Annotated in this window: 16 protein-coding genes; 3 read left to right on the top strand and 13 right to left on the bottom strand. The window is 31.8% G+C overall.

Annotated features, from left to right (window positions below; genetic code table 11):
• Positions 1-246: 246 nt before the first annotated feature.
• Positions 247-1,887 (bottom strand): S8 family peptidase, encoded by a 1,641-nt coding sequence (locus MHH59_RS27805; protein WP_201055047.1) that lies wholly within the window; start codon positions 1,885-1,887, stop codon positions 247-249.
• Positions 1,888-2,293: 406 nt separating this feature from the next.
• Between MHH59_RS27805 and tnpA the strand changes: the two genes are divergently transcribed.
• From tnpA to MHH59_RS27790, 3 genes are all read left to right on the top strand, one after another.
• On the top strand, positions 2,294-2,692 hold the full coding sequence (tnpA, locus tag MHH59_RS27800) for an IS200/IS605 family transposase (protein WP_201055045.1): 399 nt from the start codon (positions 2,294-2,296) through the stop codon (positions 2,690-2,692).
• Between the two features lie 11 nt (positions 2,693-2,703).
• Positions 2,704-3,816, top strand: a complete 1,113-nt coding sequence (locus MHH59_RS27795; protein ID WP_201055043.1) for an RNA-guided endonuclease TnpB family protein — start codon at positions 2,704-2,706, stop codon at positions 3,814-3,816.
• Between the two features lie 316 nt (positions 3,817-4,132).
• Positions 4,133-4,600, top strand: a complete 468-nt coding sequence (locus MHH59_RS27790; protein ID WP_002068801.1) for an RsfA family transcriptional regulator — start codon at positions 4,133-4,135, stop codon at positions 4,598-4,600.
• Positions 4,601-4,779: 179 nt separating this feature from the next.
• Here MHH59_RS27790 and MHH59_RS27785 read toward each other — a convergent pair whose 3' ends face one another.
• From MHH59_RS27785 to MHH59_RS27730, 12 genes are all read right to left on the bottom strand, one after another.
• A complete protein-coding gene (locus tag MHH59_RS27785) occupies positions 4,780-6,054 on the bottom strand; it encodes an MDR family MFS transporter (RefSeq protein WP_002068800.1) in 1,275 nt (424 codons plus the stop codon).
• A gap of 108 nt (positions 6,055-6,162) precedes the next feature.
• Positions 6,163-7,536, bottom strand: a complete 1,374-nt coding sequence (locus MHH59_RS27780) for a M28 family peptidase (RefSeq protein WP_201055041.1) — start codon at positions 7,534-7,536, stop codon at positions 6,163-6,165.
• 131 nt (positions 7,537-7,667) lie between these two features.
• Positions 7,668-8,603, bottom strand: coding sequence for an endonuclease (locus MHH59_RS27775; protein ID WP_201055276.1), 936 nt, complete (start codon positions 8,601-8,603; stop codon positions 7,668-7,670).
• 11 nt (positions 8,604-8,614) lie between these two features.
• Complete coding sequence (locus MHH59_RS27770; protein ID WP_078205764.1) at positions 8,615-9,292, bottom strand: PIG-L deacetylase family protein; 678 nt, start codon at positions 9,290-9,292, stop codon at positions 8,615-8,617.
• 6 nt (positions 9,293-9,298) lie between these two features.
• On the bottom strand, positions 9,299-9,988 hold the full coding sequence (locus MHH59_RS27765) for a WbqC family protein (protein ID WP_201055038.1): 690 nt from the start codon (positions 9,986-9,988) through the stop codon (positions 9,299-9,301).
• 3 nt (positions 9,989-9,991) lie between these two features.
• Positions 9,992-10,873, bottom strand: a complete 882-nt coding sequence (locus tag MHH59_RS27760) for a GNAT family N-acetyltransferase (protein WP_201055036.1) — start codon at positions 10,871-10,873, stop codon at positions 9,992-9,994.
• Positions 10,874-10,884: 11 nt separating this feature from the next.
• The gene (locus MHH59_RS27755) at positions 10,885-12,126 is read right to left on the bottom strand and encodes an aminotransferase class V-fold PLP-dependent enzyme (protein ID WP_201055035.1); all 1,242 of its coding nucleotides are present in this window, start codon (positions 12,124-12,126) and stop codon (positions 10,885-10,887) included.
• A complete protein-coding gene (locus MHH59_RS27750) occupies positions 12,101-13,024 on the bottom strand; it encodes an NAD-dependent epimerase/dehydratase family protein (RefSeq protein ID WP_016096897.1) in 924 nt (307 codons plus the stop codon). Before MHH59_RS27750 ends, MHH59_RS27755 begins: the two co-directional genes overlap by 26 nt.
• Positions 13,025-13,030: 6 nt before the next feature.
• Entirely contained in the window at positions 13,031-14,188 is a 1,158-nt protein-coding gene (locus tag MHH59_RS27745) for a DegT/DnrJ/EryC1/StrS family aminotransferase (RefSeq protein WP_002068789.1), read from the bottom strand.
• 8 nt (positions 14,189-14,196) lie between these two features.
• Entirely contained in the window at positions 14,197-15,525 is a 1,329-nt protein-coding gene (locus tag MHH59_RS27740; protein WP_201055034.1) for a nucleotide sugar dehydrogenase, read from the bottom strand.
• 740 nt (positions 15,526-16,265) lie between these two features.
• Complete coding sequence (locus MHH59_RS27735) at positions 16,266-16,742, bottom strand: GNAT family N-acetyltransferase (RefSeq protein ID WP_113937384.1); 477 nt, start codon at positions 16,740-16,742, stop codon at positions 16,266-16,268.
• Positions 16,743-16,928: 186 nt separating this feature from the next.
• Entirely contained in the window at positions 16,929-18,626 is a 1,698-nt protein-coding gene (locus tag MHH59_RS27730; RefSeq protein WP_201055033.1) for a helix-turn-helix domain-containing protein, read from the bottom strand.
• Between the last annotated feature and the right edge of the window lie 938 nt (positions 18,627-19,564).

Here is a 19,564-nt window from a genome sequence, read left to right as displayed (position 1 = left end):
AGTATAATACATTAAGAATATTAAATTGCCCTCCTTCTTAAACGGCTTGTATATTTTGTAAATAAATTCAATTTAACGCTTTATTTGTTAAAGCAATTAAAATATCCCCAGAAGTACCTTCCTCATATAGTTAAAAGTACAACAGATAGGCTCTTATGCTATTACACATAAGAGCCTGTCTCACTAGTATTATAAACAACTACTTATATAAGATTCTTTCATACTAAATAAAAGGTATTTCTACAATTATTCTGGGAAAATGAAGTTAGAGTTCCCTTCACTATTAGCGGAATCCTCTTTCGGGAATGTAATAGTAGTTCCTTCATTCCCTTTATTTATTTCTTGTTCCTCTGGGAATACAATGGAAGAATCATTGCTTAAGTTTGGTGAAAAGCCAAGTTTAGATACAATGGCTTTTAAATCAGGTAAAACACCAATTTTATCAGAGGCTGGATCATTGGATTTCGTTCCTGTACTAGGATCACTTAAAATATCTCTAAGCTGGCTTGGTGTATATACTTTTCCCAGATTAGTTTTTGTAATTCCTTGAATTGATGCAGCAGCACCAGCAATGATAGGTGATGCACTAGATGTTCCACTAAAGCTAGAAGTATATAGATTTTTCATAAATTCACGTGGTTTAGCATCTGTTGTATCCACTGCATTCCCCCATCCATATACATCTACCCTACTACCATAATTAGAGAAATATGAACGTTTATGAGGGACCCTTGCAGAAGCTGCTCCAACCATAATCGCCCCTGAATCTTTGAAATCAGGACTATTACGATTTAAAACTTGTTTACCATTACGGTCTCTAAATTGATCCAAGTCATTTCCGCCGTTTGCACCTGCTTCAATAATAATAATTCCCTTATTTGTTCCCAGACGAATTGCATCAAATATATCCGGTTTTACTTCTACAGGAAGATAGTTCTTATCTCCATATCCTTCATAAGTTGCTTGAGCTTCTAATAAAAGAATATCTCCAGCTTGCATATTGTTAACCGCACTTAATATAGCATCAGCTGTATTATACATACCGTTGTCTCTAATCTGAGATACAACCTTTACCTTAGCTTTTGGTGCAATCCCAATTCCACCTATGTTATTATCTTCTGCAGAAACAATTCCTAAGACTGAGGTACCATGATCATGGTGTTCACTCTTGTTCTGTCCGGACATCAATTCGATCTTCTGATTCACTAAATCTTCATGACTAAATAACCAGCCATACTCCATATCTACAAAAGTTGTTCCTTTTCCATCTCCACCTTTTATACTCCAGGCATAAGGTGCATTGATTCCTAATGGTGCTGGTTCAAGGTAACCTTGCCTTGTAAGTCTAGGTTCATCATATGGATTAATTGATAAATTGGATAAACGCTCTTCAGGTGGAGCTTCTTCTTCCTGTAAATATGCCGTTTCAACAAGAGATGATTTCTCAAATTGTACAAGCAATGCTTGTACATCAATATCACCTTGGGTTTCTACAATATAATAGTTTAGCAAATTAGAAGAAATATGATCAGAGTCTTTTATTTCTTTACCTAGATTTTTAATTTCTTTAGGATTTAAAGAACTAAAAAGTCGATTTATAGTTACATTTGGATATTCGGCTAAAATTCCAATTAATTCAGGGTCTTGTTTTTCTTCTTTAATGAATTTTTCTATCCCATCCTGATATGGCAAATTTGCTTCATTTTTAAATTTCAAAATTAATTGTTTAGTAACTTGCTTATGTACAATAGAATTCAATTGCTTATTTGAATAATCGTAACTAGCTGCGTAGGCAACTTCTGATTTTTCACTTGGGAGTAGTCCGCCCACCCCATTAAATGCTGTTAATGCAATTGAAGAAACTAGAATTCCCTTAAAAATTTTCAAATCGTGCACCTCTTTTAATTTATATATGATTATAAAAAACTATAGATTACCTAACTTCTTTTTTATACAAGCGTCTTATATTTAGGGTTATATTTTCAACTCCATTCATTTTTTTATATTCACTTATATATCATTAATACAACTAGTTCATGCCATCAAATCTATTACTTTAGTCGCATAGCTGTAATCAGTATAGTTACAACCTTAATAAATAGTCAACCTTATTTTTTATGCAATTTCGCATTTTAACGAATTCCTCGAAAGAATTCTCCTTCCTCAAGCGCATGAAGGGCGTAGCCCAGCGGTAGGTGGGAGATGAATTTCGGTTTGGCGTAGCCAAAAAGCTTTGCTTTTTATTTTGCCTCTGATATAATCAGTCTTATAAAGTACAAAGGTTGGTATATCAATGAAATTAGACAGTAATAATCATTCAGTGTTCTTGTTATATTTTCATCTTGTGTTGGTCGTAAAATACAGAAGAAATGTGTTTGATGATGATATGTCAGATTATGCAAAAGACATGTTTATCAGGTTATCCGAGAATTACAACATAACACTGGTAGAGTGGAATCATGATGTAGACCATGTTCATATTTTGTTCAAGGCACATCCGAATACAGAAATGACAAAATTCATCAATGCTTATAAGAGTGCAAGTTCTCGACTAATCAAGAGAGACTTTCCACAAGTGAAAAAGAAACTTTCGAAAGAGATGTTTTGGTCAAGAAGTTTTTGCTTACTAACTACTGGTGGTTCGCCAATAGATGTAGTAAAGAAATATATTGAAAACCAAGGTGAAAAGTGAGGTGAAATGATATGACAAAGCATAATAAAGCATATAAATTCCGTTTGTATCCAACAGAAGAACAAGCATATCTAATGCGTAAAACCTTCGGTTGTGTACGTTTCGTGTATAACAGAATGTTAGCTGAACGAAAAGAAGCGTACGAAAAATACAAAGATGATAAGCAACAACTAAAGAAACAAAAGTTTCCAACTCCTGCGAAATATAAAGCAGAATTTGAGTGGTTAAAAGAAGTTGATTCATTAGCTTTGGCAAATGCTCAACTCAACTTGCAAACTGCCTATAAGAATTTCTTTAGTGGTCAAAATGACTTCCCTACATTCAAAAGCAAAAAAGGTAGAAAATCATATACAACGAATGTAGTAAACGGAAATATTATGTTACTTACTGGTCATATCAAATTGCCAAAATTGAAAATGGTACGTATCAAACAGCATAGAGAGATACCACAAGATTATATGATCAAGTCATGTACGATTTCTATGACACCTACTGGTAAATACTATGTGTCCATCTTGACTGAATACGAAAAAGAGATTGTACAAAAAGAAGTAGAAACAGTTGTTGGATTAGACTTTGCGATGGATGGATTATATGTTAGTTCTGAGGGTGAGAAAGCCAATTATCCTAAGTTCTATCGTAAAATGTTAGACCGATTAGCAAAGGCACAACGAGTATTAGCAAGACGCAATAAAGGGTCTGGGCGTTGGAATAAACAACGTATTCGTGTAGCTAAGTTACATGAGAAGGTAGCTAACCAACGTAAGGATTTCCTTCATCATAAGTCTAAAAATTTAGCTGCTAATTTTGATGTTGTAGCTATTGAAGACCTAAACATGAAAGGAATGTCGCAAGCACTTCATTTTGGAAAAAGTGTCGCTGATAATGGGTGGGGTATATTCATTTCTTTCTTAGCTTATAAACTAAACGAACAAGGAAAACAACTTGTGAAAATAGACAAATGGTTTCCTTCCACAAAAACATGTAGCAGTTGTGGGAATGTAAAAAATATGACATTGTCTGAACGAGTCTATTCTTGTATATGCGGTGTAAATCTCGATAGAGATTATAACGCAGCTATCAATATCAAAAATGAAGCAATACGCCTATTAGCGTTAGCATAAATGGCAATAAAATAACCTTTGGAACAAGGGAGTTAGCTCGGCTGTCTTAGGACGAATTCGTTAGCTATCAAAAGTAACGACTAACCGAGAATCCCCCACTTCAAACAGGCCGTTAGGACGTTAAGTGGCGGGTAGTTCACAGAGTGTATACTTCTATCAACTTACTCCTAATTATTTTAATATGAGTCTTATTCTCCTCATATTAAACCAATCTCTTATTTAAGTATAAAACCTTTACATTTTAAGAGAAGTTGGGCTTCTATCATTTTAAGTAATTGCATATATGTAATTAAAGGCATATAAGGGGGATTGAAAAATGGTAATTTCAAGACAAGATTCCTGGACTAACGATAACGATTCACTTCTCGCAACAATAGTACTTCAAAATATTCGTGACGGTGGAACACAATTAGCTGCATTTAAAGAGGTAGCTAAGCAATTAGCTAGGACACCTGCTGCTTGCGGATTTCGTTGGAACTCATGCGTACGAAAACAATACGAAGAAGAAATACAACAGGCTAAACAAAATCAAAAAACTGGAAATAACAAGTCCCCCATCCAACAAACAAAAGAAACAAGCTCTTTATCTATTACATTAGATGACATTATTATCTTTCTACAAAATTATAAAGCAGTGAGTGAAGTGAACGATTTACAACAGCAAATTGAATATTTAACGGCAGAGAATAAATCCCTTCTCCAACGGTTAACTACATACGAAGAAGAGTATCGTATGTTAATTAACCATATCGATAAGACAAGAAACCTGATTGTAGTCGACTAAGAAGAATCAAATTAATTTTTATCATATTAAAACCGTAGCCTGTCAAAGTTACTATGTATGAATTAATTTCAATACATTATAAATGATAATAAGCAAAGCGCACGTTTATTGTTAATAAACGTGCGCTTTACTTAATTCATAAAATAGAAATTTTTTTCAACTTGATAACACTTTTAAAATTAAGATGTTTGTTTTATAGGTATCTGTTTACTTCTATTCTCAACAAGTTTATCTAATAATAAGTAAACAAATCCAGACATAACACATCCCACACCTAAGATTGTAAATAATATATGCCCTAGAAGATGCTCCAGTAATAAACCGCCTAAAAGAGGCCCTAATATATTACCTGTAATCCACTGCAGATTAGCGGCTCCCATATAAGTACCCCTCAAATGTTCTGGAGCTAAATTAGCAACGAAAGTCATTTGGACAGGTGACATAATCATTTCTCCTAAAGTATAAACTGTATAAGCTATTAATAATGAAACTAAAATAACTAAATCGTTTGTGTTTATTACTTGAAACCACTTTGGTAACCATCCTATTGCCAAAAGACCAATACCAAAAAGAATTGCGCCATATAGCATTGATTTCCCAATCGATTTGTGAGTTAACCATTTTGAAATGGGAAATTGAAAAAAAACAACTAATAGGCCATTTAACGTCATTAAATATGGAAATGGATTACTATTTCCAAAAATCATTGTCTTCTCATTACTAAAATGAAGCGGTAACATACCTTCCGATTGCGAGAATCCCATAAATATAATGATTCCTGTAACTATATAGAAAAGTAATATCCTATCCCTTATAACAACCCTTAATGTGGATCTTATTGAATTTTCAGGTGTTTCTTCATGTATCATGACATTTTTAGGTTTTGTTTCCTTTAAAAACAGTACCATTAATATTGTATAAAACAGCATGGTTCCAGAAGTAATCAAAAAGATGACATCTTTTGATACAACTACAACTGCTGCGCCAATTATAGGACCTATCGCTGCTCCTATATTATGAGCCATTCTAAGTAATCCATATGCCTCAGTTCTTTTTTCTGGTTCTGTTACATCCGTAACCATTGCAGATGCGGCTGGTTCAAAAAAAGAGTTACATAACCCTAAACCGATAGATAAGATTGCATATGCTATAAAACCATCTATGAACAAAAAAAACAGCATTAATAACCCATTACTGGCCATAGAGAGTACCATAGTTGGTTTCCGGCCATAAGTATCTGCTATATGTCCTCCAATTAACGAGCCTATACTTGCTGCAATTGGAGATAAAGCTATGATCACACCTACCTCAAGCAAAGAATCTACTTTATCCTTTAAATATAATGCGAAAAATGGCATTAACATCATCATTGCAATACCATTTAAAGCTTCTCCAATAAAGCGAATCCATACATTAAGGTCCATCCCCTTGAACTCTTTCCATGTACTTCTCATATATACCTCACCTATGCTCACTGTATATTTTTTATTACGTAAAGAGCTTTATAACACTTTTACCAAAATCTAAATTTAGCAAAATAAGCTACCAATTCATAAAAATACTTATCTTTTGATAAAATAATATAAACTCGTACCAATAATCTCCAGTGCATCTTGCATACGTTGAGCCGAGATGTTCTCTAAAACGGTATCTTGAGGTGTATGGAAAACCCTTTCAACATGATAAATAAGAGGATCCCAACTCTCTACATCCATCCATATAAATAAAGCAGAGGGAATTCCAGCTTGATTAAATGGTACATGATCACTAGAATCAAACTTTCCAGTTAACACAACCGATTTCCTCAATTCTTTACTAGTAGCTACAGCAGTATTTGTTACTTCATTTTGAGAGCCATCTAACGTCATTGCATATAAATCCTTAGCCTGATGATAACTTGTTGCAATCATATCTGCATTAAACACTCCTCGAATACGTGTTTTGTCTTTAGCAGATAACTGATTAACATAATGATAAGCTCCTAAAGATTCATTTTCTTCCGCTCCAAAAGCAATAAATTGAATTTCTTTATTAGTCTCTATATCCTTAAAATTGTAAGCCAACTCTAATAAAAGCCCTACTCCAGAAGCATTATCGTTTGCTCCAGGTGCCCCAATAACACTATCATAATGAGCACTCATTATTGTTACTTCCTCATCACCTGTCGTATGTTTAGGCTTTTTTTTCGCAATAACATTTGATGAGCGTAAATTTACTTCTTGCTTTGCCTTTAAACTGACTACATTGTGATTATGTAATACCTTTTCTTTCATTCTAATCCCCTGATTATAGGCAAGCCCAAATACAGGTATCGATTGTTTCTTTTTTAAAACTGGATTAAAAGCTTCTCCATAGTTCCCTCTATCCCCAATCGTACTATATAACAACACACCCTTTGCTCCCTTTATCGCTACATGCTCAACCTGTTCATTATATTTTTCAATAGTATCGGCTTGTTCTAATAATACTATCTTCCCATGGATCGACTCAGATAAACTATTAATATTGGTTTCTTTTCCTATAAAAACTACCGAGCCAACCACTGGATTTGTAGATATAAATGCATTAGATGCTGCCCCAACCTGCCAATCTTTTTCCCCATACATACTAAAAGAAATACTTCCAATATATTGATCAGGTACAGGGAATGCTTGATACTCAACCTCATATCCTAATTTCTGCAATGTATCTCCAATGTATTTAGCTGCTCTATGTTCTTGCATAGTCCCACTTGGCCGTGGACCAATTTTTTCAGAAAGAAAACGTATATGCTCAATGGCACGATTAGCACGAACTTGTTCTGTCACAGGAGAATACAGATTATTATTAACCATAGCATTTACTTTTACTGGTTCTCCATATGGATTACTAAAAAAGAAAAGAAATAGAATTCCAAAACTTACAATGTTTTTTTGGATAATAGTTAATTTTTTCATTTGTCCTCCCTTTTATTAGGAAACATTAATAGTAAAACCTTCCCTCCTAACATACTTATTTAGAAGAAAAGGTTCATTAAAATCATCTCTAACTCAAATTACTTGTTATGATATTAAAGCAGTAACTCTTTTTATATCTTTAAAAAATTCGAGTTTGCTTGTATGCCAGTAATATTCTTTTGGAACCAATTAAGAGTCTCCCATGATTTCACTCTATTTGTGTAATCAGTCTCCTGTACTTCGAATACAATTCCTATATTTCTACTTGAAACTTGATTATTTACTTTTAATAAAGTTTCATGTAATAAATTTTCATTAATAGAACCATTAGTCGGACTTTCTCCCTCAAAGCAGCGTACCTCACTATAAGGAATCGTCAAATGTTTAAAAGAACTAAAATGTAAATGTTTGATATGATCCATTAAATTTATATACTTATGAAAGTCTTTATACTCAATTTCCTCTTGTCTTAATAATTTAGAAATACCTAGACGTGTAAGATAAGTGATAGACCAATGGCATATATCCCACGTTATTCCAACATTAGATAAATCTAAATTTACCAAGTCATTAAAATCTTCTGGGTATACAAATATAGGATCAAAGTCATCACCTAAGTTTCCAATGATGGGTAAGTTTTCAACACCTATCCATATATTGGTTCCTTTTATTTCCTCATCTATCATTTTAAAGAACTCTATAATTCTTTTTCTATTATCAATAAGATTATACTTTTGAAATTCTGCTATGTTCATAAATTGATTAGCATGAACTGTTATACCTGCTGCGTTATATTTTATAGCAAGATTAATAAACTCATATAACTGTTTTTTTATAAATTCACTATTTAAATAGTCTGCATTATCAGTTGGAAAATGCAAGGTTAATAAAGATGGATTAAGTGTTTGAACAAAAGAAAGTACATCTGAAAACTTTGTTGTATATGACTTATCATGTAAAGATTCTCCATCAAAAATATTTGCTTCTAATCCATAACCTTGTTCAACCCATTTTAAATCAATTTGTTTGCTATCTAATCCAAAGAATGGTACCTGTGGTATTAGCATATTCTCTTCACCTACCATGTTCCTCTTACTAACATAAATGCTTCAGCCGCTTTATATCCTGACTTTGCTCCCCATACAAAAGCATTGTGCTTCATTGCTTCTATTGAACGTGGGTGAGGAAATTCCCTTAACTCCGATTCATAATGTTTCATTGCATTTAATTTTGCCTCCAAATGTTCTTCAATATTTACGAAATAATTAGGAAGAAACTTATCTTTCTCATTATAATTCCACTCAGTAGAAGATAAGGTTTCATATGCAAACACCCATTTAATATTACTATTTGGTAGAGGTCGTGTAGCTGTCATCACTGCTCTATAAACAACAGTATGATCGATATTTATATCTCCACCATATTGAGTATAAATAATCGTAGGATTTATTTTATTAATGTGCTCTTCAATTTCTTTTACAACATCGAGTAATGGCAATGTATCAAGACGATTATCAGGAAAATCTAATCTCGCAAAACTTGTTACACCAAGTGTAGTACATGCCCCCTCCGTTTCTTTATAAGACAGGCTCTTAACCTCTAAATCTAGTTCTCTGTATTCTTTAGATCTCGAAGATTTCCCCTCTGCAAGGATTACAACATGTACATCATCACCTTGTTTCACGTGTTTTGCTATTGTTCCGCCAACACCAATAATTTCATCATCCGGGTGTGCAGCAAATACTAGTACATTCATATGATTTTAAACTCCTTTAATTAATTTTTCTGTTTCCTCTGGACCACAATTTAACAAAATATCTAGCATAGATAAATGCGGTATAAACTCACCAAATAACTGTGGATAAGAATACTCTCTTATTCTTTGGTACATGATTTCTATATTTTCATGCTCAAAATCACTTTCTATTAAATAATCTTGACCTAAACTTCCAGAATAATAAGTACTGGCATTAAACTTTTGACAAAGCTCTAGTACAAAATCACTTTTTTTCCCTGTAATACCCTCTAGCTCTGATGCATAATATAATTCCGTATCAATATTTAATTCTCGAATAATAAAATGAATAAAATTCATATTTAGACTGTTAAGATTGTCCCATTTTTCTGAATAAAAACCCTCTAGATAATCCTTGTATACATTGAAATAGGGCGCATTAGAGTAATTAATTCTTACTGTCTTCCAATGCTTTCTCTCCCAATCTTGTGTATTATCTATCTTTAACTTATTCAATGGGATTTCTTTATAATTTTTCATTTGCATCGGAACCGTTAACCAGGATACTCCTTGGGAAGTTTTAATACGATTTCTATTTAAAAAACCTTTCTTTTCAAATTGTGCTATATCATGAAATACAAACACATCCGATTTATGAATTTTTTCAAAAAAACCATACCAAGGTAAATAACTTGGTTGGTGGCCACTAATAATCATAGTTTAAATCCTCTCTTTTAAACAAAAACATTTTTTCAAAGCTGCTCCCCAGTATATCTTAGGTCTAGCAATCCCTTTATTATGTGAATATCCTAAATCCGCATACTTTAATTTATTATGAATTGCTAATTCAAACGCATCATTTAGTAGCAAATATGAAGATTGTGTATTTTTCCCTTTAGTATTATTAATATTAATCCAGTAATATAAAACTTGTTTATCCATTATAAATATGCTGGAACTAATTAGTTCTTCTTCTAAGAATGCTCCTAAGAAAAGAATTCTTTCTTTTAAATTAACAAATAAATGATAAAAAAATTCTCTACTAAATGAGTAACTCGCTCCTATACTGTTATTATGTTCCTGATATAAATTGTAAAATTCATCTAATTCTTCTAAAGCTATAGGCCGAATTTCAACATTCTGTTTACGTGCATATCTAACACTTGTCCTAGCTTTTCCTGAACACGATGTCCATAAATTCTCAAAATCATTTGGTAGATCTAATATATAAGTTTCTTTATAATCCCACTTTTCATCACTATAACTTTGAAAAGGATTTATGGTTCTAGGTAATAAAAGTTTTTGAATTTTATTCTCAAACTTCCTATTTATTATCGATTCATAAAATGCAAAATCTATTTTATCTTGGCCAATGATTACAGGGCCTCCATAACCAATTAAACTTCCCAGCACCCTACCATCCTGTACATATATAGGAGATAAAACTACTGTACCCCTTGTTTTTATTAATACTGGAAAAAATTGAACACCAGGTAATAATTCCATTAATTTTCCCCATTCATAACAATGGAATACGGAACCATTATATTCTTCCATACAAGTATCCCAATATTGGGCATCAGTACATATTTCGATTTCCATATAATCACCTTTTACTTCTTTTTCTCTAAATATATTAGAATTTGACTACATATATACTTAAGGTCTTTTTTCCTTAAAGGATATTTAAAAGGTATTGATAATACTCTAGACCATAAAAATTCTATATTTTTTGACTCTGTGGCATAATTGGAAAAGATAGGAATTTCACCTAGAGGTAGATAATTCCAACAAGTTTGTATTCCTTTTTCCGCCAAATATACGGAACACTCATACCTATCAGAGGGTTCTTTGAAAATAATAGTGAAATAGTTCAAATAAACATTCTGAGCTGAAAATATAATCTTTACCCCGTACTTTTCTTCAATTGATTGCAGCATCGTATAACACAAACTGGCATTACATATATTAATTTCTAAAATCTTTTTCGTTCTCTTTAAGTGTTTATCAATTAGCAATGAGCGTAATGTGGACATTGTTTTTGGATATATAACTTCCGTTTCCTCTGGCAAAGAATCCAATTTGCTATCATTATAAGAGGGAAGAATCCCTGACTTTTCCCAATAATCAGTAAATAAACTCAGTAGCCTACTCTTCTTAATTCTTAAAGCTAATTGCGTTTTCAGGTGGTTTTTATAATCTAAAAGCACTTCTTCTTTCTTTTCTTCATCCATATCACACAAGTCATTTACCGTACGATTAAGAAGTAATGCTCCTCCTCCTATACTTGGAATGGGTTTAGTTCCCCCAAAACTTAAAATTCCAATGTCACCTAAACTACCAATTAATTTTTCGTTTTGATAAGAGAACATTGCTTGTGCTGCATCATCAATTATATAAATATCATTGTCTCTGGCCCAATTAATAACCTCTAAATCTTCATGACATCCATACACATGTGTAAGAATAATTGCTCGTGTATTTTCATTTGAGTATTTTTTTATTTTATTAAGAGAAAGTGAGTAATCAGTAGTCAAATCAATTAATACAGGTTTTGCTCCTACTGTTAATACAGCCTCTATTACATTAGGACAATTAAAATTTGATAAAATTACTTCATCCTCTTTTTTTATCTTTAGATACTTTAACCCTGCTACTAATGCCGACGAACCACTATTAGTTAATATAATTTCGGAATTAGGGTAGAGAGTTTGTAAACTCTCTTTTAGATTAGAATGATTGGATCTATATATACTTTTCAAAAAATATATATGATCAAATATACTCCAAAAAGAAGGATATATTGGATACTTAATTTTTTTTGGGTTTTTAGGATATAGATACTGTGTTTCCATATTTCTCCTCTATTATTATCTCTAACCCTTTATTTAATGAAATAACTGGTTGATAGTTTAATAATAATTGAGCTTTTTCTATCGAAGGGATTCTTCTGAATATTTCTATGTTAGAATCTCTTACTCCCTCATCTCCTAAATTAAGAAATTCAATTTCACTTTTGTTTCCCATTAACTCATTGATTTTTCCCGCTAATTCCTCCATAGATATAGGCTTGTTATTTCCTATATTAAAATCAGCAAAATTCTCTCCTTCATATTCAAATGCTAATATAGTTCCGTTAACAATATCGCTTATATAACTAAAGCATCTAATTTGCTGTCCGTCCCCATAAATAGTAATATTTTCGCCGTTATGAGTTTGTTTTAAAAACTTAGAAATCACAAAGTTATCATTTTGTTGTGAACCGTATACATTAAAATAACGTACCACTCTGACTTTAAAACTATTATTAGCATATTCTTTCAAAAAATCTTCTGACATTAATTTAGCTTTTCCATAAGCTGATTTGGGAATTTTGACATCATTTTCTTTAAACGGAACACTCACACCATCCCCATACACCTCGGAACTAGAAGAAAATAATAACTTATCTATTCCATTTTCTATACAAACTTCTACAATATTTTTCGTGCCTTCAAAATTCACCCTGACTACATCTTCTTCATTTGAACGGCAATTATCAACACCTACTAATGCAGCTAAATGTATGACCCCATCCACATTAATAAGCTTTTCTCTTAATGTCGCAATATCTAAGATATCAATTTCTTCAAAAGGAACATCAATACTTGGTTTAAATTTATCAAATATAATTACTTCATAACCTCTTGCTATTAACTCCTTTGTAACATGTTTACCAATAAATCCACCGCCACCAATAACTCCTATCTTCATAAATATTTACCTCCCTACCTTTAATTGGTATAAACTTTTTAAAGATGTAACGATATGTTCAACCTCATTTTCTGTAAGTGCACTATACAATGGTAATGAAATAATTTGATCAAATACTTCTTCTGTTTTGGGTAAATGTACATTAAATCTCTCTTGATAATATGGATGCATATGAACGGGAATAAAGTGAACACTCAGCCCAATATTTCTCTTTTTCATTTCTTGAATCATCTGATCTCTACTGATAGGAGAATTAGGATTAATCTTTATAACAAATAAATGCCATGCATGTTTTATACTTGGATTGTTTACATAGTTAGGTAATGTTATATACTCTTGGATTTCTTTTAATTCTTCCTGGTATATTTCCGCTATTCTCTTTCGTTTTTCAATCATTTCATCAGCTCTTTTTAACTGACTAATACCTAAGCTAGCTTGTAGATCCATCATGTTATACTTAAATCCAGGTAATAGAACATCATAACGCCAACTTCCTTTTTCGCCATAACGATTCCATGCATTCTTGGTGATGCCATGCCAACCATATAATCTAGCTTTTTCAGCAATCTCCTCATTTTTAGTGACTAGCGCTCCACCTTCACCTGTTGTTATATTTTTAGTAGCATAAAAACTAAAACAAATAATATCTCCATGTGTACCAATCAAAGTATCATCATACTTAGTTCCTAATGCATGAGCCGCATCCTCTATCAGAAATAACCCGTGTTCTTTACATATCTTTTGAAGTTCTTTTAATTTGGCTGGGTATCCAGCAAAATGAACTGCAATAATGGCTTTAGTTTTTTTAGTGATTTTTCTTTTAACATCATGGAGGTCAAGACATAAATCCTCTTCATCTATGTCTACAAATACTGGTTTTGCACCTACATGCATAATAACGTTTACACTTGAACAAAAAGTAAAACTTGGAACTATTACTTCATCTTCTAATCCAATCCCCAAAGACAATAACGCTAAATGTAACGCCGCAGTCCCTGAATTGCAACTTACTACATGTTCAGTATTTAGATATTCTTTTAAATTCTCTTCAAACTCTATCACTTTTGGCCCCTTTGAAAGCCATCCAGACTTAAGAGCACGAATAACTCCCTCAACATCTTCATCATTTATTTCTGGTCGATAAAAAGGAATAAATTCTACCATATAATCACCTACAAACATATAATATTTTTTTTATATATTGATTCATCTTTAAATATGTTTCTTGTATCTAAAATTAAGCAATTTGCCTCATTGAACAAATTAAAATTAATACAATCATGATCCGTATGAACAATAATTAAATGGTATTTATTTAATGCATTCATAGTTAAATCGATAGATTTTTTCACATTATGATTGTCCACAATTAGCTCCTCAATAAATGGATCATGGTAATCGACGTTATACCCTTCTAGCATTAAACCATTCATAATATCCAAAGCTGACGATTCTCTAGCATCGTTAACATTTTTCTTATATGCTACGCCAATCATAAGAACATTCTTTCCATCTTCATCTTGTAGTAACTGTAATGCCCTTTTAATAATATAATTTGGCATGTTTTCGTTAATCTCTTGTGCTACATCAATCATTCTTGTTGCCAAATCTTTATTATTTGCAATCCACTTAAAATATATAGGATCAATTGGAATACAATGTCCTCCTACACCAGGACCTGGATAGAATTTTTGAAATCCAAACGGCTTAGTCCCAGAGGCATCAATTACTTCCCAAATATTAATGTTTAATTCATTACATATTTGTGTCATTTCATTAATAAAAGCAATATTTATAAAACGGTAAGTGTTTTCTAATAACTTCGCTGTCTCTGCCACTTCTGGACTACTGACCTTATGAATCCCATTAATTAGGTTACTGTAAAAGGCTGCAGCACAATCTGTACAATTAGGTGTAACTCCACCCACAATTTTAATAATATCTTGGATTGAAAATGATTTATTCGCAGGGTCAATCCTCTCTGGAGAATATGCTACAAAAATATCTGTACCAATTTCAAAATTGGTTTCATGTTCTAATTTATATAAAATCTCTTCTCTTGTTGTACCTGGATAAGTAGTACTTTCTAGAATGACTAATGTACCCTTTCTAATGTACTTGACTATTTCATTAACTGCTGAATGAATATATGTTAAATCTGGTTGTTTACTATCTTTTTCTAAAGGAGTAGGAACACATATAACAACAACATCACATTCATTTATATATTTCATTTCTGTACTAATAAAAAACCTATTTGTATGTAAAGCATCTTGGATTTCGGTATCCTGTATATCACTGATATAACTTGTTCCACATTCTAATTTTTCTATTTTAGCTGAGTTTTTATCGAATCCTCTTACCTCATAACCTGCTTCTAAACATTTAAGAGCCGATGGTAGTCCAACATATCCCAGACCAATATACCCAATACACGCACTTTTATTCACAATTTTTTCAACTAATGATTTTTTAATTTCATTATTTAATACAGTGACCATTACTTATCACTTCCCCAGAAATTTAATATCAAAATTCTTACCAGTAATAGATAATTGCGCGTTATGAAAGCCCATAGATGCACGTAAATTATTAAACAATGGAACAAACTAAATTCTTAATACTATCATTCCTCCTAATAAGATACATATTTAAATCTACAAAAAAATCCCCTAGAATTTCGAGGTGTTTTCTTATATCTATAATGTTCACATGTTATTTTATGGGATTCAATCAATTTTTTTCTTTTTTTCACTTTCTCAATATAGAATAAATTTTGTTATTATAAAAACACTCATCTGCAAAACGGTATATTCTCATATAATTAAAACAACATGATACTTGTTATATCTGCATTTTTTTAAACCCTTCCTAAAAAAAGAAAGAATTTTCCCTCTTTTAATTCGAAAGATATAATTCATCAATTTGTTAATAAGAGTATTCAATTATTATTAACTGCACTATTTTTACGGTTTTTACTTTTTATTGAAATTAATAGAAAAACATCTATCTGAATAATAAAAAACATTTTGAAATATTTTTAAATTCAAAATATAAATGTTATACCTTTTCTAAAAAATAACGTTGCAGTAAAAGAATTTACAATTCGATTCAGGCCTTCTCACATACTTCATTTTTTAATGAAGTATGTGAGAAGGATTTCATTATTCAAAAAAATCGTAACATCTCATCAATCAACTGAGAGTTACGATTTTTGATATCTGATTACTTTTTAATTTTCTTATAAATATTGCGTTAACCTAATCATATCTATACACTGAATACCATTTTCATATATTTCATCTTCATAATTGCGTAAGAAAAAATCCCTATCCACATTTGTTATTCTAAACCCACATTTTTGATAAAGGCCTAATTGCATTAAGCTAGAATTTCCCGTCCCTATTTCTATGGTTTTATATTTCTCTTTTTTAGCATAGTCTATAGCAAAACCAAGCAAATATTTCCCATATCCTTTTCCCTGTTCTTTTTCAGAAACTGCTATGTTTATAATTTCAATTGTTTCAGGACGAGTAGGAATTAAAATCATAATCCCCACAGTAATAGTATCCTTTTTTAAAACAAAACAGTCCCCTTGTTTAAGGTATCCATTAACTACTTCTGATGAAGGATCAGCTAGTAATAATAACTCCATTTCTTCTTTACCAATGCTTGTACTTTTTTCAATACTAATTTCATCCCAATTATTTAATTTCATTTTCAATACTCCCCCTTTTAACTAATATATTAAATGAATTCATTCTCACAAGACAATATCAATAGTCATTTTAAAATGCAGTAGGTGGTTCCTATCATCTATTATGCTAAATAAAATACACATACATAATGTATGTGTATTTTCATTTTCGCTATTTCTTAATAAAAAAGTAGTTTTTAATCTACTTTACATCTTCTCTAGTATTTCTTGTCTCTCACACCATTTCGTTAACTTTTCTAATGCTTTTTTAGACAATCGTTTTGTTTTGTGATTACAAAATCTAGATAGCGTCGACGGAGAAATACTAACTTCATCGGCTATTTCTCGAATACTTACATGTTTTTCATTATGCACTTTCAATATTTGATCACGGATTTTCTTCTCTCTTTGTTCGACTGGTTCTACAGTCTCTTTAACTTCTTCAACAACTGTCACTACAGGTAATTGCTCTTGTGGTTCCTCTATAAATTTCTTTCCTATTCCACTATCCATTGACTGTAGCATTTCCTCAGGTGGTAAAATAGTTATCCCTAAGTTAGCGTAATAATTTTTAAACCAGTTACGTTTCCCAATTTGTTGTTCATCAAGCGGGTCACTATACTCCCAATGAGAGATTACTTTTTCATTTTCTAAATCCATTAAAACATTCTCTAGCTGTTCTCTAATACGATTCGGCTTCCAATCTTTTGGAATATCCATTACTGCTAGTAGCCCCTTGTCCCCTCCTATGGAATAGGGCTTTTTCAATGATGAATACATTTGTCTAATTCTCCATTGCCATGTTAAGTATCGAATTAACCTTTTATGATATTTATGTCTATAACTATTGTATTCAAGGGCCTTTTTAGACAATAATGCTGTTGTATTATTTGATCCGTATAAATAATTCGTTAAAAAACTACCTGGCTTAATACGACAAGATTCAATCCCCATATATTCGTTTGTAACACTATGTCTCCACAATACAACCGAATCTAAAACAAATAACCTTTTAATAACCTCACGCTTTAATTCTACTCGTTCTCCTTCGTCATCACGATCGTTTAGTACTACGACCTCATTATCATCATTTAAATAGATAAAAATACTTGCTAAAGCCGCAATCCTCTTTGCTATTTTAATTTTATCTTCCGCTCGATAATATTCTTTATTTTTGACGACTGTCTTTGGAATATTGCACATCTCTAAAACTTGCTCGTATGAAAAATCAATGAATTCATCTGGAGATTTCGCCTCATTTATCCACTGTATTGTAATTGCATCTAAACAGTCTGCCGTTAAATCATCCATATTACTCATTACATCATCAACAAGGGTATTCCATCGAGCTGATTCTTCAGTGTTTGTAAGTCTTAAATCCTCGTCTTTGTGTGAAGAAAGTTGAGCTACACCATTAGAAGACTTCGTTTCAATGGGATACTGTAGGACTTTACTTTTTTCATCTTCTTCAAATTGATTCTTTGCAATTCCATCTCTTAGTTTATAATAAACAGCAGAATTATTTACTTCGTAATAATCCTCATGGTTCACTATATTTGTCTTATCTATATTTTGATCATTTTCTAATATTATGGAATTTGAATGCGCTACATTCTGAAATTCTTTTTCTATATACTCTTCAATTTCCTTATATATTTCTTCCTTATAAGAATCAATCTTCGCATAAATTTGTACTAATGTAATTCCGGATTCTTGCTTTTTCTCTAACCAGGATACTAATGCAGTAAATGATGGAGAAGCATAGTGTGAGGTTAGTACTTTGTTATTATTGTTTTCAACATCTTTAAAGTACGCATTCCACTTATTCCATAATAGCTCGTTCGTTTTATAAATTGGCTCAGAGATTAGCAATGCATCTCGGAACATTTGTAATAAGTTATCCACTTTATATTCCTCCCTAAACCATGGATCACAACAAAGTAGTTTTCATCATAAAAATCTTTACTACTATTATATTTAATTTATTGTAACAGATATTTACAAGATTTTGCGGTTTCTTCTCCTTAATTCCTTAACTTGCAACATGTTTGCTCTTTCTTTTCCCTATTCCTCTTTGCTTGATTCCTTTTGCGCTTTTCTTTCCTTTACTATTCAACTTGCAACATGTTTGCTCTTTCTTTTCCCTATTCCTCTTTGCTTGCATTCCTTTTGCGCTTTTCTTTCCTTTACTCTTCAACTTGCAACACGTTTGCTCTTTCTTTTCCCTATTTCTCTTTGCTTGATTCCTTTTGCGCTTTTCTTTCCTTTACTCTTCAACTTGCAACACGTTTGCTCTTTCTTTTCCCTATTCCTCTTTGCTTGCATTCCTTTTGCGCTTTTCTTTCCTTTACTCTTCAACTTGCAACACGTTTGCTCTTTCTTTTCCCTATTCCTCTTTACTTGCATTCCTTTTGCGCTTTTCTTTCCTTTACTCTTCAACTTGCAACATGTTTGCGGTATCCTTACCCTATTTCGTCTAACTTGCAACAGTATATTTTTTTCTCAACCTAATACATTACACAAAAAATCGTTCTATTTTTAAATTTTTGAGTGATTTTTTTATATTTACAACAAGTTACTCAAATAAAATGCAACATGTTTGCGGTATCCTTACCCTAACTTTTTTGTCTTTTTTAATCTAATCCCTTATATATCAAGGAATTAGGTGCTTTTACTTATTCTTATACATATAATTCAACTTGCAACACGTTTGCGGTATCCTTACCCTTATTTTTCGCATAAGATGCAACACTGTTTGCGGTATCCTCACCCTATCGTAATCCATACAAATCTAATTAAACCTATCACATCAACGATAATCGTTATATTTCATGATTAATAAG

Origin of the sequence: Bacillus sp. FSL E2-0195, from assembly GCF_038003645.1 — a bacterium.
In the GTDB taxonomy this organism is placed as follows: domain Bacteria; phylum Bacillota; class Bacilli; order Bacillales; family Bacillaceae_G; genus Bacillus_A; species Bacillus_A mycoides.
The sequence above is the reverse complement of the archived record's forward strand: the minus strand, read 5'-3'. Positions and strand labels throughout refer to the sequence as shown.

Bases quoted from the DNA above. Each gene is read 5' to 3' on its own strand.
- tnpA (WP_201055045.1), top strand. From the start codon at position 2,294: ATGAAATTAGACAGTAATAATCATTCAGTGTTCTTGTTATATTTTCAT.
- MHH59_RS27795 (WP_201055043.1), top strand. From the start codon at position 2,704: ATGACAAAGCATAATAAAGCATATAAATTCCGTTTGTATCCAACAGAA.
- MHH59_RS27790 (WP_002068801.1), top strand. From the start codon at position 4,133: ATGGTAATTTCAAGACAAGATTCCTGGACTAACGATAACGATTCACTT.
- MHH59_RS27785 (WP_002068800.1), bottom strand. From the start codon at position 6,054: ATGAGAAGTACATGGAAAGAGTTCAAGGGGATGGACCTTAATGTATGG.
- MHH59_RS27780 (WP_201055041.1), bottom strand. From the start codon at position 7,536: ATGAAAAAATTAACTATTATCCAAAAAAACATTGTAAGTTTTGGAATT.
- MHH59_RS27775 (WP_201055276.1), bottom strand. From the start codon at position 8,603: ATGCTAATACCACAGGTACCATTCTTTGGATTAGATAGCAAACAAATT.
- MHH59_RS27770 (WP_078205764.1), bottom strand. From the start codon at position 9,292: ATGAATGTACTAGTATTTGCTGCACACCCGGATGATGAAATTATTGGT.
- MHH59_RS27765 (WP_201055038.1), bottom strand. From the start codon at position 9,988: ATGATTATTAGTGGCCACCAACCAAGTTATTTACCTTGGTATGGTTTT.
- MHH59_RS27760 (WP_201055036.1), bottom strand. From the start codon at position 10,873: ATGGAAATCGAAATATGTACTGATGCCCAATATTGGGATACTTGTATG.
- MHH59_RS27755 (WP_201055035.1), bottom strand. From the start codon at position 12,126: ATGGAAACACAGTATCTATATCCTAAAAACCCAAAAAAAATTAAGTAT.
- MHH59_RS27750 (WP_016096897.1), bottom strand. From the start codon at position 13,024: ATGAAGATAGGAGTTATTGGTGGCGGTGGATTTATTGGTAAACATGTT.
- MHH59_RS27745 (WP_002068789.1), bottom strand. From the start codon at position 14,188: ATGGTAGAATTTATTCCTTTTTATCGACCAGAAATAAATGATGAAGAT.
- MHH59_RS27740 (WP_201055034.1), bottom strand. From the start codon at position 15,525: ATGGTCACTGTATTAAATAATGAAATTAAAAAATCATTAGTTGAAAAA.
- MHH59_RS27735 (WP_113937384.1), bottom strand. From the start codon at position 16,742: ATGAAATTAAATAATTGGGATGAAATTAGTATTGAAAAAAGTACAAGC.